Here is a 14,364-nt window from a genome sequence, read left to right on the forward strand (position 1 = left end):
GCTCACCATAGTATAGTAGACTTTCCTACTAGATAATTCTTTCGATTATTCCAGAGCCAAGCCGACTATCTCCTCCACGCTCGAAAACCCCTCCCCACCAAGGTAGCGCTCGATTCCCTCATTTATCTCTCTGAACACTTTCCAGCCGCGAAGGTAAACAGCGGTTCCAATCTGAAGTGCCGATGCCCCAGCCAGGAGAAACTCCACGGCGTCCTGCCATGTAGTTATTCCTCCGATACCAATCACTGGGATGTCAAGAGTCCTCGCGAGGTCATAGACAGCCCTCAGGGCAACGGGCTTAACGCCAGGTCCAGAGTAGCCACCGACCTTATTGCTCAGTATGGGTTTTCTGGCGTAGATATCTATCGCGATTGCCTTCAGTGTGTTTATAGCAGAGACGGCATCGGCTCCAGCTTTCTCGGCGGCAAGTCCGAGCTTGGTTATGTCGTCAATGTTGGGTGTGAGCTTCGCTATGACTGGTTTATCGGTGGCGTCTTTAACGGCTTTTACCACAGCATAGACGTTCTCTGGCTTTTGACCTATCTCCATACCATAGCCCTTGGCGTGAGGGCAGGACAGATTAAGCTCAAAAGCATCGGCAACTTCGCTCAGCTTTTCCGCTAGAAAGGCGAACTCCTCCGGCGTTCCGCCGAAAATGGACACGATGAGGGGGAAGTCAAAGCTGTATCCCTCAACCATCTCAAGAAAGCCCTTCCATCCAGGGTTTGGGAGGCCCATAGCGTTTATTAACCCATATGGGAGTTCGACGATTGTGGGGTTGTCGTAGCCCTTCCTCGGCTCGATTCCAATTGATTTTGTAACTACGCCGCCGGCTCCCTCTTCGTGGGCCCTTATCCATTGCTCCGGGACCTTATCGTTTATCCCCGACGCAAGGATGAGAGGGTTCTTAAACTCAAGACCCAAGAGGTTTATCGAGAGCTTCGCCACTGTCACCACCGTCACTGCTTAATGAGCACCAATATAAAACCCTTGGTCTTCAGAGGGCAAAGCTTATAAAAGCTTCATCGGGTTAAAGATTCGGGTATGGGCCGGTAGCTCAGCCTGGTTAGAGCGCGGGGCTTTTAACCCCGTGGCCGCGGGTTCGAATCCCGCCCGGCCCGCCATAGAAACTTTGCTGGGCAAAGTTTCATCAAAGATGGAATGTCCTTTTTTATACTACCGAGTTTTCAGTGATTCTCAATGCTCAACTAGCGGTTTTAAGGGGGTTTACTCACAGTATAACGCCCGAAGGGCGTTAAAAAGAAGAAAAAACCAAAATTCCCTGCAAATTTATCACGAGAATCTACTTACTCAGTCAATCTCACAAAGACATTCAAACTTTTGGTGAAGCTTTTCCCAAAAGCTTCAGCGCTGGCGGAAAAATAGTATGCGTTTTTAAGCAGGCTCATTTTATAAGGGGTTTACTTTCAATTGGCCTGATTCAAAGGATTCTCTCACTGTATAGTGCCCAAAGAGCACTAAAAAGAAAGCCAAAATCACAATTAGCGGGAAGATTTGGAATTAAACCCGCGCGAGCTTGCCTTCTATAAGAGCATACACCCCTAACAGGCGAGATTGAGGAGAAGGGAACCCTTTTAGTCAAGCTTTTTCCAAAAGCTTGCTGGCGAAGTTTGATCAAGGTTCATAGCTCTTTTTTAGAATCCCAATTCATCGTGATTTTCCCACCAAACAGCTGGTCTCGAATGTGAGAACTCTCAAACTCATCCTGTTAACGCGTGTTTAACTCTAAATCAACGTCCCTCGGGCGTCAAAGAAAGAAAACACCTTTCCAGGAAACTCCCCCCCTAAACATGTTCTCACTACAAGAACAGGCACGCTAGCAGTGGAAAATCCTGAATAAAACCACCTCAAAGAAAAGCTATAAGCTTTTGGTCAAGCTTGCTGGCGAAAAGTTTCATCAAAGGTGGAATGTCCTTTTAAGCGCCCTGTTTTTTAGTGATTCTTCTCATCAATTAGCAATTTTCAGGGGTTTGCTCGTAGCATAACGCCCGAAAGGCGTTAAAAAGAAGAAAACCCACATTACTCCACCTGTGAACTAGGAGAATTTCTCATTTCTCAGCCAATCTAACAAAGACGTTCAAACTTTTTAGTGAAGCTTTTCCCAAAAGCTTGCTAGAAAAGTTTTTATCGTATTCTTTACTATTCCCCAATAGGAGGAGGGATCATCATGGAACCCCACGAATTCAAGCTCACCGAAGAGGGCATAAAGGCCGTTCTTCCACCGATGGAAGCGGAGATAATGGAGCTTATGTGGCGCTTCAAAGTCGCGACTGCTGGGCAGGTGTATGAAGAGCTGAAGAGGAAACACCCCGAAATCAGAAGATCAACCGTCAGCATACTGATGAACAGACTATGCGAGAAAGGACTGCTGAAGAGAACGGTGGAGCGCGGAAGGGGTGGAATGAGGTATGTTTACTCAATAACAACGACCAGGGAGGAGTTTGAGCAGAAAGTCGTCAAGAGCATACTGGATGCCCTAATGAACAACTTCAGGGAGGCGACCTATGCCTACCTCTCAAGGATGAAAAAGTGATGATGTATGATACCCCTCATAGTAGCCCTCGAGGTGCTGTTGCTGTACCTATCTCTAGGAGCGGTGGGAATAGCGGCTACACTTCTCGCCGCACTAGCCCTTGTGACCATGTACCTAATGGCGAACAGAGGTGGGGCTAATAGCGGGCTCATACCGCTGGATGAAAGCGAAATGAAGTGGCTCCACGAGGGCATAGTGGAGATGTCAAAAAAGGCTGGAACAAAAGTCCCAGCTGTGTACCTTCAGGATGACTACATCCCCAACGCATACTCCTTCGGTGGAAATATCGTCCTCTCGTTGGGGCTCTTTGAGGTTCTGGATGAGGATGAAATCCTGGCAGTAGCCGCACACGAGCTCGGCCACATAAAAAACGGGGACACAAAGCTGTTCCCAATGGTCACGTACGGACGGTATCTAATGCTCATAACGACTATTCTGCTGATGATCGGCGGAAACCTTGCGGTCAGGATAATCGCTCCCTTGCTGTACATTTCTTACGAGGCCTCAAGAATAAGCCTCATGAAAAAGAGAGAGTTTATGGCCGACGACACTGCACTGAGGCTGCTACCTACTCCAATGAGCCTCAAAAGGGCGCTCGAAGAGATGAAGTACTACGAAGACCTAAGAGCCGATGTAAAGATCAACGCCCTGCCGAGTATTGAACCCAGTATAGAGAGAGACCAAGGGCCTAAGTGGGTATCCTTTGTCGAGACCCATCCCTCCTATGAGGAGAGGATAACGAGAATCACGATGTATATTACAAACCTCAACAAACGCCTCCAGTGATGCGGTATGTCGAAGATAGAGATAATCCTCGATCATGAAAAGGCAGAGAGAATAAAAAAGATCAGACCGACCAAGGACGAGTACTTCATGCTGATAGCGAAGCTGGTATCCCTTCGAGCGACCTGTCCGCGGCTTAGAGTTGGAGCGGTCGCAGTGAAAGACGGCTACATCCTCGCGACAGGATACAACGGCGCACCGAGGGGTATGGATCACTGCATTGATGTGGGGTGTCTCATAGTTGACGGCCACTGTCACAGGGCAGTCCACGCCGAGCAGAACGTCATAGCGATGGCGGCAAGGAAGGGCATAAGCCTAGAAGGGGCAACGCTTTACGTCACTCACTTCCCCTGCGACACCTGCTTCAAGCTTCTGATAAACGCGGGCATCAGGGAGATAGTCTACGAAGAAATGTACCCCAACGAGGCCACCGAGATACTCCTGAGAGAGGCACAGGAAAAGGGAATAGTGAAGATCAGACAGTTCAAGCTCAAAAAGGAAAGGGTGAGGCTCTTCCTGGAGGAACTGTTTGGGGAGGACTTTTAGCGCTCCCCAACTTTTTCTTCCAGCACCTTGAGCCGCTCGTTGATCTCCTCAAGTTCTATGGCAACTTTCCTCGTCAGCTCGGTTATCTCCCTCTCAGTCTTGTCGATTTTCAGGTAGAGGTCAAAGACGATAAAGAACAGCAAGCCTATTGAGACCACGAAGAGAGCATCGAGTCCCCTCCCAAGACCCAGCAGATCCTTTATCGTCTGGGATACCTGAATTGGGAAGATCGCAACGACTACAAACACCAGTACAAGCAGAGCCCATGATATTACGCTCTGCCAGTCCAGCCGCCCTTTTGAGTAGTAGCGATATATTCTAAGGAGGAGGTACGCGAGGACTAACAGTGCTATAATCTGGGCCGCGTACATGATACATCACCTCAGTTTGTCAAACAGCAGATTGAGAGCTATCTTAACACCCTCAAGGACGTTCGTTCCTTTTTTCATGGAATATTCAGTATAGACCGCCGTTATTGGAACTTCAGCAATCCTGCAGCCGTTTTTAACTGCTTCAATTATAATCTCGCTTGAAACAGCATACCTGTCGCAGGTAATCTTGATCTTTGCTGCACACTCACCGCTGAAGCATCTGAGCCCGCTCTGGCTGTCGCTGACGTACTTACGCGCAAACAGTGCAGTTATGAAATCGAGGACGAAGTTTCCAAACTTTTTGATAAAGGGCATCTGACTGGTGTCTCCTTTAAGGCGGGAACCGACTGCAAAGTCCGCTTTTCCCTCCGCAACGGGCCTCATGACCTTCAGTGCGTCGCTTATTAGATGCTGACCGTCGGCATCGAAGGTAAGAACCATTTTAGCGCCCTTCCTTACTGCGTAAGCGAGTCCCGTACCGAGCGCCCCACCAAGGCCTCTGTTCACGAGGTGGGTGAGAACGTGGACACCAAAAGACCTCGCTATCTCTTCAGTTCTGTCCTTCGAACCATCGTTGACAACGACTATTTCTTCACGCCTGAAATAACGCAGGAGGTCGGTGAGAACCGAGCCTATTGTTTTCTCCTCGTTGTAAGCGGGAACAACGACGTAGCTCGACAGCAACCGCCCCATTAACGGAATAAAGTGTTCCATGGTAGGAATTTCGAAATTGGGAGTAGCCTCAACCGAGAAACTCATCCTTCCTGCATCGTGGGACGTCACCAAGAGGCTGAGTGCACCCGCGTTTTTCGCGGCTATGACGTCGTAGCCGTGATCACCCACAACCAAGGTCTTCTCGGGGGGAACTCCAAGGGCATCCAGAACCCGCTTTATTTGCCCCCCATTTGGCTTCAACTGGTCTGGGGGAACATCTTCTCTTGCCACAATAACGTCAAAGTAGTCAGCAATGCCAGTTTTCTGGAGGGCAAATAGGGCGGCATCCCTTGAACTCCTGGTTACAACCGCCATCCTGATTCCCTTCCCTCTTAAGAACTCTAGGGACTCACGAACACCTTTGAAGAGAAAGGCGTCCTTCATCCTCTCGGTCTCAAGCTCGACCTGGATTGAATGGAGTTCATCAAAGGGGATACCCGTTTTCTCAGAGATCTCGATCAGAGTCTCGTACATGGGCGTTAGGTCTCCAATAAGCTCTTCGCTTATGCCCCTCTCCAGGAGCCTTTTTCTAAGCTCTTCCTTGACTTCTGAGAACGCCTTTGGGGCACCGATCAGCGTGCCGTCGAGGTCAAAGACCACCAGTCTGATGTCCATACTACCACCGAAGGGTTTATTTTTGCGGGTTCCAACGGAATGCGGTGTCAATAATGGAAGCGGCGGCTCCCCTTATAGCCTTAACTCTCTCGGCGGTACTAACCCCCTACATCGCCGGACTCATGAAAAAAGCGGGGATAGTTGGAAAGGACATACACAAGCTGACCAAACCCGAAGTCCCCGAAATGGGTGGATTAGCACTGCTCATATCTATTGGTGTCGTGTCATCTTTAATCAAACCAGAGATCGGTCTCGTTTTTCTCCTGTTTGGAATAGTGGGAATTATTGATGACCTTACCGCTTTAAAGCAGTCCCATAAGGTCGCTCTGTCCCTGATAGTCGCTTCACCTGTAATGTTTTTTGACATTCCCCGATACGTTGACGTATTCGGATTCCCCCTTAATCTCGGAGTTATCTATCCCATAGTGGCACTTCTGTACGTGGTGGGCTCAGCAAACCTGGTGAACATGCTAGCGGGCTTCAACGGACTGGAAGTCGGGACGAGCGCGATAGCACTGGCTTTCCTGGGAGTGCTTACCGACGGAACGGCCAGAGAGCTGGCCCTTATCGGAACTGCTGCAGCTCTAGGCTTTCTCTGGTGGAACAGATATCCAGCCAGGGTATTTCCTGGCGATACTGGAACCCTGAGCCTCGGAGCACTTATTGGACTCGTTGCCGTTGTGGGAAAGGTTGAAGCCTACGGGGCGGTTCTCCTGATACCACACTTTCTTGACTTCGTTATAAAAGCAGTTGGGGTGAGGTTTGGAGTCAGAAAGCATGGAAGAACCGAAGTCTTGCCTGACGGAACGCTGAAGGCACCGCCCTATCCAAGCTTTCTTGGGATGATAATGAGAAAAGTGCGCGTGAACGAACCAAAGCTGGTCGCAATAGTGTGGGCCATAGAGTTCATTCTTGGCCTTCTTGCCCTTGCTCTGAGTCAATTACTTTAACCATGCCAAAGCCGTAGCGAGTCTTTTCACCAAACCCCGTTTCATATCCCAGCCAGGCCAGCTCGGGTGAGCCAGAGTACTTGAAGACCATAAGGGAGCTCCTGTAGTAGGTATCCCTAACGAGAATCCGGACGGGCTTAAACTTGAGAACCTCAATTTTGAACTCCTTGTTTTCGGGCATTCTGCCGTAAATGCTCGAATAGCGCATGAGCATTATCTTTCTGAGCTTGTCAAAGAACATTTCATCGTCGGGATAGAGGTCCCACACCTTCATCCTGCCGTTGACGAACTTAACCGTCCTAACGAGGATCGGACTGAGCGTTGAGAAGAGAACGGGACCTTTAAGTTCGGGCTCCTTCAGAACCTTAACGTCATCCGCAATAAAAGTGGCATCCTTAATCTTCAGGAGGGGGTCATCGAGAAAGCCCTCGGCGATGGCATGGATGACATCGGCGGAATGGGAGGAGACGTAGAGAGAAACGTCATCGGAGAGAACTCTAATGCCAGCCTCGGGAATGAGCTCCCTCTTCCTGACCATTATCCTTGAGAACGTGAAGTAGTCAACACCACTAGATTCAACCTCCTTTCCAAGTTCGGGAGAAACCAGATAGACCTTCTCAAGCAGCTGAGAATAGACCTCGTAGTTGTAGTTAAACGGAAGAATTGTGCCCACCTCAGCGGGTCGGAGTTTTATTTCAATCCTCATTATTGACCCCTCCATTGTAGTGCCAATATATCCAACGTCAAAAAGGTTAATAAGTGTTTCGAAGTTGAGTTTGAAGACCATTGTGAATCAACGGATGATAAACTTGTGCATTAGATAGAAATTGTCCAAAACCCAAACCTGTTTCTGCTGGGATGGATAGAGTTAAAAAGAGTCCCAACGAGACATACATCAGGAGAGAAGTTAGAGGTGAGATACCATGAGTATTGAGAACACTGACGTTCACCCGGAGGGTTACGATGACTACGTCACTTTCCTCAAAAGGAGAATCAGGCAGCTGGAGTTACAGGTGAGAACGCTGGAGGCAGACAAGGAGAGACTTGAGAGGGAGCTTTCAAGGCTGAGAATGGAAATGTCAAGGCTCAGACAGCCGCCGGCCTTTGCGGGGAACGTCATAGAGGTGCTCGACGACGAAAGGGCTATCGTTCAGAACTACAACGGGCCGCGCTTCGTTGTCAGGATAGCGCCTTGGATAGAGAGGGACAAGCTCAAGCCAGGAGCCAGGGTGGCACTCGACCAGAGGACGATGGCGATAGTCGAGCTCCTGCCGAGCGAGAAAGACCCGAGTGTCCTCGGTTTCGAAGTCATTGAAAGGCCCAAGGTCACCTACAACGACATAGGCGGACTTGAGAAGCAGCTCCAGGAACTCAGGGAGGCAATAGAGCTCCCGCTCAAGCACCCTGAGCTGTTTGAACAGGTCGGCATCGAGCCGCCGAAGGGAGTTCTCCTCTACGGCCCGCCGGGCTGTGGAAAGACCCTGATGGCAAAGGCAGTTGCCAATCACGTCAACGCCACTTTCATCCGCGTCGTCGGAAGCGAGCTGGTAAGGAAGTTCATCGGAGAGGGTGCCAGACTGGTTCACGAACTCTTTGAGCTTGCCAAGGAGAAGGCACCCACGATAATATTCATAGACGAAATAGACGCCATAGGCGCAAAGAGGATGGACGAAACCACCGGCGGCGAGAGGGAAGTCAACAGAACCCTCATGCAGCTCCTCGCTGAGATGGACGGCTTCGACCCGAGGGGCAACGTGAAGGTCATAGCGGCAACCAACAGGCCCGATATACTCGATCCAGCATTACTCAGGCCGGGCAGGTTCGACAGGCTCATAGAGGTTCCGCTCCCGGACTACCAGGGCAGGCTCGAGATACTCAAGGTTCACACGAGAAAGATGAACCTCAAGGGCGTTGACCTGCGCGTTATAGCGGAGATAACCGAGGGGGCGAGCGGAGCAGATCTCAAGGCCATAGCTACCGAGGCAGGCATGTTCGCCATCAGGGACAGGAGGACGTACGTTACGCAGGACGACTTCCTCAAGGCCGTGGATAAAGTCATTGGCTCTGAGAAGAGGCTTGCCCAGCAGATAGCGATGCACGAGGTAATGTACGGCTGAAGCCATTCTCTTTTTTCTTCTACCCCTGATTTAAAGCGAGTATTTACAATACTACATTCTTTTCGGGCTTGTTTCAAGTTTTTTCCTTTCCACAAGACCCTCAACCCACAGTATTGCCCACGCAAGCAGATACATTACGGGAATAGACAAGAAAGCAGGCCTGTATCCAAAGATATCTATAAGCAGGCCGACGAGATAAGGCCCGACCGTCGCGCCGAAGAATCCAACCATGTTGACGAAACCCATGACCGAACCCAGGTTTTCTGGACTTGCTTTCTCGGAGGTGTAGGCAGTAACTATTGGACCCACAGAGTAGAACGTAAGCCCGAGGGGGATTATAATCCAGGGGGATGCCGTTACCGCAAGGAGGAACGTTAGCAGTGCGTTGAGAACGAATATCAACGAGACGCTTCTCCTTCCCGTTCTATCGTAGACCAAGCCGCCGAGGAAAGATCCTGCTACACCAACCATCGAGAGCAGAGAGAAAAGACCCGAGGCAATCCCGAGGGAGACTCCTGAGTGCACCATGAAGGATACCAGAAACGTTAGAAGGCCGAAGAAGGCCGCGAGTGCAAGGAAATTCGCAGCGCTCAAGGGGAGAACGTTCATCGGAATCGACAGTGAGGCCCTAAAAGGCTTCGAGACTTCCCCCTTGACGGCGAGGGCAAGGGCGGCCCCAACAAGGAGGCTCATGGAAGAGAGCACAGCAAAGGCGTACCTCCACTGGAGGGAGAGCGCTATGGGTACGACTATCAGAGGAGCAATTCCACTCCCCACTGGCGGCCCGACCATGAAGATTCCCATAGCGGAGCCCTTCCTCTCCCGATAGACCTCGCTTATGAGGGCCGTCGCTGGAGCATAGTAAAGGCCCGAGAAAACTCCATAGAGAGCCCTAACCGCCAGAAGCTCCCAGTATTGGCGTGCGAAAACTATGAGCGCAGAAGAGAGGGAGTATCCAACGATGCTCACCACCAAAAGACGCTTTCTCCCGAGCCTGTCTCCAAGATATCCCGCGGGTACCTGGACGAGTGCATAGGGAAGTAGCAACGCAGTCATCAGCAGACCGGCCTCGGCGTTGGTTACGCCCAGTTCAGACTTGATGATGGGGATAAGGGGTGGTATCGCCATCCTGTGGGCGTAGTTGAATATCCAGCCGAGGGAGAGCAGCAACAGGAGTTTCTTCCGCATGGGTTCGAGAGAAGATGAAACGTTTAAAAGTTTGTTGGATAGCAAAGTAAGTTTATAAAAGGCGCGGGCAACCAGTTACGGGAGAGAATATGGTCAGCAAACTGCTCGCACTCGAGGCTTACCCATCACTCAGGGACCTGGACTTCAGGATACTTAGGGGAGTAGAGCTCAACATGCGCCACCACAGGTGGGTTCCCTTAGAGGACATAGCCCGCTTTGCCAGGGTGGACGTTGAGACTGCATCCTTCCGCCTTGGAAAGCTCGACGACTGGGGACTAGTCGTCAGGAGGAGCGACATCGGCTACATAGGCTACCAGCTCACGATACACGGCTACGACGCGCTGGCAATCAGGGCGCTCGCCAAAAAGGGAGTAATAGAGGCCATAAGCACGACGCAGATAGGTGTTGGGAAGGACGCTGATGTTTACGTAGGCATAACTCCTTCTGGGGAGAAGGTCGCGGTAAAGTTCAACAGGATAGGAGGGAGGACAGCTTCCAGAAGGGCCGGCTACCACGGCCACGTCTTCCAGGACAAGCACCACACCAGCTGGCTCTACGTTTCAAGGCTGATAGCCAAGAAGGAGCACGAGGCCCTCGTCCTGCTCAGCCCGATAGCGAGGGTTCCGCGGCCGGTAGCCTGGAACAGGCACGTAGTCGTAATGGAGTTTGTGGAAGGAACTGAGCTGGCCGAACTCAGGGACACCGACCTGACCAGGGAAGAGGCCGAGAGGATACTCGATAGAGTCCTTGAGGAGTACCTCAAGATCGTTAGGTTTGGTATAGTCCACTCGGACATGAGCGAGTTCAACATAGTCCTGACTAAAGATGGAGACATCCTGATAATAGACTGGGCACAGTACATCAGCACGGCCCATCCGGAGAGCTACGAACTGCTTAAGAGGGACATAACCGTCCTTTTGAACGCCTTCAGGAGAAGGTGGGGAGTAAAAAAGGAGTTTGAAAAGGTCTGGCCCGAGTTTGAATCAGCCTGGAAGGAGAGCAGGGGTGAGGAAGGTGGTAATTAAGTACGAGCCCCTCAACAGGAAGGAGAGGATAGCAAGGCTCTTCAGGGAAGCCATAGAGGCAGAGAATCAAAAAGACCTCGAAACTGCCAAGAAAAAGCTCGATGAGATACTTCACGAGAGCATGGAGGAAGAGCCCGAGCTGTACTTCGAGGCCTGCTTCCGCCTCGCTGATATCTTCCTTCAGGAAGACAACTACAGGGGAGCGGTCAAGTGCGCGCTTAGAGCTATTTACAACGCGCCGAACGACGATCTCTTCCGCCTCGGCTTCAAGAGGCTCGGGGACATACTAACGATAATCAGAGATGCCGGAAAAGAACTGGAGCTCACGGAGAACATGGATTCACTCAGAGTTCTCCTCAAAGAGGACAAACTCCTCAGCAAGTTCCTCGAAGCCCTAATAAAAGCGGCAAAAGGGGAAGAAGTCAGCGTGGAGTTCCCGGTCAAGGAGATGAACGAAGCGCTGGAAGCACTCAAAGGATGAGCCTCAATGTTCTCTCAAAATCTTCCCTTTTTGGTGCTAACGGGTAGTTGTAGGGTTCCTTTCCAGGTCTCTCGTTGTAGTAAGGCCGGTTGCAGCCCGGACAGCCGTGGGTCATGAAAACCGTCGTGGGAATCTTTGCAACTTCGTCCTTGGAGAGTGCAAAGCCCTTGATGGAGTCCCCTTCGAAGACTATGGCATCTTCCTTCCCGATGCTCACGAGGTATTTAGCGAGCTGGATTTTTCGGTAATGTTCGAGGCTCGGCGGTTCCCTATTTTCAAGGCGGGTTCCCTTTATAGGCGTGAAGGCAAATATGGAAACATCAGCGCCGATTTCCCTCGCGCGTATGAAGGTATTCACAAGCTCCCCGTCAGTCTCTCCAAGGCCAACTATAACATGAAGTAGGGCCTTTCCACGGCCAAAAACATCAATCACTCTGCCCGCAAAGTCCCACACTTCTTCCCATGACAGGTCTGGCTTTATCTCCCTAAAGAGCCTCTCGCTGGCAACGTCAAGGCCGACACCTATGTAGTCCACGCCGAGCTCCTTGAAGCCTTCGAGGGTCTCCGAATCAACAGGTGTTATCGAGACTGAAATCGGAAGACTAAGGTCGGAGAAGGCTTCAAGGAGGTCAAAAACGTCCTCAACCATTCCCGGATAATCAATGGTCTGGAGGCAGATTCTTGCAAAGTTTCCCTTCTTCAAACCTTCGAGTACATCCCCCAGCATGAAGGCGGGCCACACAACCCTCGACAGCTTCTCAAGGTCTGCCCTGCTTGAGCGGGCCTGAGCGCAGAAGGCGCAGTCGTTGGAGCACCTTCCTGGCCAATAGGTCATGAGATAAGCGGTAGTTGGCCTCGCCAACAGCTTCGCCCTGATTAGGCCCATCGCTATTGCGGTTCCATAGGAGACCCTTACCATTTCAGGCATTCCCTTCACCCTTAACCTTCGTGATCAGGATGCTTATAAGTGCCACTCCTGCGATGAAGGGGAGCAGCGGGAAAACAGCCTCGTATCCTCTAAGGTCCGCAACGTAGCCTAGGGCGACCTGACCACCCAGTGTACCAAGGTCAAAGAACATCGTGTATATGCTCGAGCCCATTGCGCGGATTTTTCCGGGAAGGGGAGCGAGGGCCATCATCTGCATCGCGGGGACTGAAAGACCAAAGCCCGCACCGATGAGAACGGCACTTATGTAGGACTCTGGCGGAAGAATTCTGTAGTTGAGGAAGACGTATCCAGTTATGACGACCAGGATGCCACCAAAGGAAACGGGAACCGGGCCAATCCTGTCTGCAGTCTTACCCCCAACTAATCTGGTTGCGAAGCTCGAGGCGCCAACAACCATCATGTAGAGGCCGAAAGTCCTCTGAGGGAAGCCGAAGTATTTGTAGAAGGCCGGAAGGTAGGTCGTTATACCCGAATAAGAGGCAGAGAAAAAGAGGAGTGCCAGTGAAGTGAAAACGAACGAGACTTTAAGAAGTGCCCGATAGCTGACGCTCCCTCCGGAGGATTCTTCGTCACCAGTTATTCTCCCGACCTCTTTCCACACGGGTATCACAAAGCCCGCGCCGAGGAGAGAGAAGAGCGACACGAAGGAAAAAGCTCCGGCGAAGCCGAGGTAGTCGGACAGATAACCTCCCAGGGCCGGGCCGATGATGTTGCCGAGCGAGAACATCATGCCACGCCATCCGAGGGTCTCACCCACCCTGCCGGGCGGTGCCAGATCAACGGCTGTGGAGAGGCTTGAGGGGAAGAATATCCCCATTGAAAAGCCGTGGAGTGCCCTTGAAAACGCGAAAAGTACAATGTTGGATGTGTAGGCGGAAACGACGTAGAGAAGGCCGCTTATGAGAGAGAGCACGTTTCCGGCTATCATCATCTCAAGGCGGTAGCCTCTGTCTCCGATGAGCCCACCAACTGGCTTTGAAACGAGGGAGACGAATGATGTAACACCAGCCACCAAACCAACAAGAAAAGGGCTTGCCCCGAGCGTTATCGCAAAGGGGGAAACTATGGGGTTGGTTAAGCTGACGCCGAGGAAGAAGAAAAACGTCGAGAGGTTGAGGAGCCAGATGTTTCTGAGCGTTTTTTCCACTAAACACCAGCCTCCGGCTCGTCCATTCCGTCCTTCATGAAGGCGTAGCTCATGTGCTTGGTGTTCTTGGCGAAGCCGACGTTGCCCTTTGCATCGACCATGATAATGCCCATCGTATCTGGGCCGAAGTACTTCGTGGCGAGGCTTATAGCGGCTTCGCTTGCCGTCTGAGCGTCCATGCCAAGCCTGACGAAGTCGGCAGCACTCTTTGCCAGTGCGAGCTTTATCGCGACCTCGCCGAGGCCGGTACAGGAAGCTCCCGCAACTTCGTTCGCGTAAGTTCCGCCGCCGATTATTGGAGTGTCTCCAACGCGGCCGAACATCTTGAGGAAAACCCCACCAGTGGAAGTTCCTGCAACAACTTCCTCACCGTCGAAGGCCACAGCGCCAACAGTGCTCCTCAGGACTTCTGGATACTCCTTGATCAGCTCGTTGAGCTTCTTCCAGTGCTTTGTTTCGCCCTTCTCTATGAGCTTCTTTCTGAGCTCCTCCCACTGCTTGAGCCTCTCCTCCGTTATCGGGTCGTACTCCTCGAAGCCGAGCAGTCTGGCGAACTTTACAGCTCCCTCACCTATCAGGAGAACGTGGTCGGTTTTCTCCATGACCTTTCTGGCAACGCTTATTGGGTTCTTGACGCCCCAGATTCCAGCAACGGCGCCAGCGTCGAGCGTTTTACCGCGCATTATAGCGGCGTCCATCTCGACCTTCCCATCAAGGGTAAGAACGCTTCCAGTTCCAGCGTTGAAAATCGGGTTGTCCTCGAGGGCTTTAACGGCCTCCTCAACTGCATCCAGCGCGGAACCCCTCCTCAACTCTCTCCAGCCGGCGAGAACAGCTTCTCTAACGCCCTCAATGACCTTGGGTATTCTCTCCTCTTTCCTTATTGTTCCAGCCCCACCGTGGACTATGATAGCGGCCATGAGA

15 protein-coding genes and 1 tRNA gene are annotated in these 14,364 nt (G+C 51.6%); 8 read left to right on the forward strand and 8 right to left on the reverse strand.

Going from position 1 to position 14,364, the window contains the following annotated elements:
* Nucleotides 1-45: 45 nt before the first annotated feature.
* Nucleotides 46-954 carry a dihydroorotate dehydrogenase gene (locus tag ACZ5TN_RS06235; protein ID WP_464917539.1) on the reverse strand — a complete coding sequence of 303 codons (909 nt, stop codon included), beginning with the start codon at nt 952-954 and terminating at the stop codon, nt 46-48.
* Nucleotides 955-1,046: 92 nt separating this feature from the next.
* Here ACZ5TN_RS06235 and ACZ5TN_RS06240 point away from each other — a divergent pair.
* The 4 genes from ACZ5TN_RS06240 to ACZ5TN_RS06255 all read left to right on the forward strand — a co-directional run bounded on the left by ACZ5TN_RS06240 (nt 1,047) and on the right by ACZ5TN_RS06255 (nt 3,883).
* Nucleotides 1,047-1,124 (forward strand) — tRNA-Lys (locus ACZ5TN_RS06240).
* Nucleotides 1,125-2,188: 1,064 nt separating this feature from the next.
* Entirely contained in the window at nt 2,189-2,554 is a 366-nt protein-coding gene (locus ACZ5TN_RS06245; protein ID WP_011251209.1) for a BlaI/MecI/CopY family transcriptional regulator, read from the forward strand.
* A gap of 6 nt (nt 2,555-2,560) precedes the next feature.
* Nucleotides 2,561-3,340: a M48 family metallopeptidase gene (locus ACZ5TN_RS06250; protein WP_011251208.1), complete on the forward strand. Its 780-nt coding sequence runs from the start codon at nt 2,561-2,563 to the stop codon at nt 3,338-3,340.
* Between the two features lie 6 nt (nt 3,341-3,346).
* On the forward strand, nt 3,347-3,883 hold the full coding sequence (locus ACZ5TN_RS06255; RefSeq protein WP_011251207.1) for a deoxycytidylate deaminase: 537 nt from the start codon (nt 3,347-3,349) through the stop codon (nt 3,881-3,883).
* Here the strand turns inward: ACZ5TN_RS06255 and ACZ5TN_RS06260 are convergent.
* Entirely contained in the window at nt 3,880-4,254 is a 375-nt protein-coding gene (locus tag ACZ5TN_RS06260; RefSeq protein WP_464916261.1) for a DUF2304 family protein, read from the reverse strand. The genes ACZ5TN_RS06255 and ACZ5TN_RS06260 overlap by 4 nt on opposite strands.
* Nucleotides 4,255-4,260: 6 nt before the next feature.
* Complete coding sequence (locus tag ACZ5TN_RS06265; protein WP_464916262.1) at nt 4,261-5,583, reverse strand: HAD-IA family hydrolase; 1,323 nt, start codon at nt 5,581-5,583, stop codon at nt 4,261-4,263.
* 53 nt (nt 5,584-5,636) lie between these two features.
* On the opposite strand from ACZ5TN_RS06265, the gene ACZ5TN_RS06270 reads away from it, so the two are divergent.
* Nucleotides 5,637-6,533: an MraY family glycosyltransferase gene (locus tag ACZ5TN_RS06270; RefSeq protein WP_464917540.1), complete on the forward strand. Its 897-nt coding sequence runs from the start codon at nt 5,637-5,639 to the stop codon at nt 6,531-6,533.
* On the opposite strand, the gene cas6 is transcribed toward ACZ5TN_RS06270, so the two are convergent.
* The gene (gene cas6, locus ACZ5TN_RS06275) at nt 6,490-7,239 is read right to left on the reverse strand and encodes a CRISPR-associated endoribonuclease Cas6 (protein WP_011251203.1); all 750 of its coding nucleotides are present in this window, start codon (nt 7,237-7,239) and stop codon (nt 6,490-6,492) included. The genes ACZ5TN_RS06270 and cas6 overlap by 44 nt on opposite strands.
* A gap of 217 nt (nt 7,240-7,456) precedes the next feature.
* Between cas6 and ACZ5TN_RS06280 the strand changes: the two genes are divergently transcribed.
* Nucleotides 7,457-8,650 carry a proteasome-activating nucleotidase gene (locus tag ACZ5TN_RS06280; RefSeq protein ID WP_011251202.1) on the forward strand — a complete coding sequence of 398 codons (1,194 nt, stop codon included), beginning with the start codon at nt 7,457-7,459 and terminating at the stop codon, nt 8,648-8,650.
* A gap of 51 nt (nt 8,651-8,701) precedes the next feature.
* Here the strand turns inward: ACZ5TN_RS06280 and ACZ5TN_RS06285 are convergent, their stop codons facing one another.
* Nucleotides 8,702-9,838, reverse strand: a complete 1,137-nt coding sequence (locus ACZ5TN_RS06285) for an MFS transporter (RefSeq protein ID WP_464916263.1) — start codon at nt 9,836-9,838, stop codon at nt 8,702-8,704.
* Between the two features lie 89 nt (nt 9,839-9,927).
* Here ACZ5TN_RS06285 and ACZ5TN_RS06290 point away from each other — a divergent pair, with 89 nt between their 5' ends.
* Both ACZ5TN_RS06290 and ACZ5TN_RS06295 read left to right on the forward strand, forming a co-directional pair.
* On the forward strand, nt 9,928-10,863 hold the full coding sequence (locus ACZ5TN_RS06290) for a serine/threonine-protein kinase RIO2 (RefSeq protein WP_011251200.1): 936 nt from the start codon (nt 9,928-9,930) through the stop codon (nt 10,861-10,863).
* Complete coding sequence (locus ACZ5TN_RS06295; RefSeq protein ID WP_048053787.1) at nt 10,853-11,344, forward strand: hypothetical protein; 492 nt, start codon at nt 10,853-10,855, stop codon at nt 11,342-11,344. The genes ACZ5TN_RS06290 and ACZ5TN_RS06295 overlap by 11 nt, the downstream gene beginning before the upstream one ends.
* On the opposite strand, the gene ACZ5TN_RS06300 is transcribed toward ACZ5TN_RS06295, so the two are convergent.
* The 3 genes from ACZ5TN_RS06300 to ACZ5TN_RS06310 are packed head-to-tail and all read right to left on the reverse strand — an operon-like array spanning nt 11,334 to nt 14,360.
* Nucleotides 11,334-12,272, reverse strand: a complete 939-nt coding sequence (locus tag ACZ5TN_RS06300) for a radical SAM protein (RefSeq protein WP_464916264.1) — start codon at nt 12,270-12,272, stop codon at nt 11,334-11,336. The genes ACZ5TN_RS06295 and ACZ5TN_RS06300 overlap by 11 nt on opposite strands.
* Entirely contained in the window at nt 12,265-13,440 is a 1,176-nt protein-coding gene (locus tag ACZ5TN_RS06305) for an MFS transporter (RefSeq protein ID WP_464916265.1), read from the reverse strand. Before ACZ5TN_RS06305 ends, ACZ5TN_RS06300 begins: the two co-directional genes overlap by 8 nt.
* The gene (locus tag ACZ5TN_RS06310; protein WP_464917541.1) at nt 13,440-14,360 is read right to left on the reverse strand and encodes an isoaspartyl peptidase/L-asparaginase family protein; all 921 of its coding nucleotides are present in this window, start codon (nt 14,358-14,360) and stop codon (nt 13,440-13,442) included. The genes ACZ5TN_RS06305 and ACZ5TN_RS06310 overlap by 1 nt, the downstream gene beginning before the upstream one ends.
* Nucleotides 14,361-14,364 lie beyond the last annotated feature (4 nt).

This window comes from Thermococcus sp. JCM 11816 (assembly GCF_055396515.1).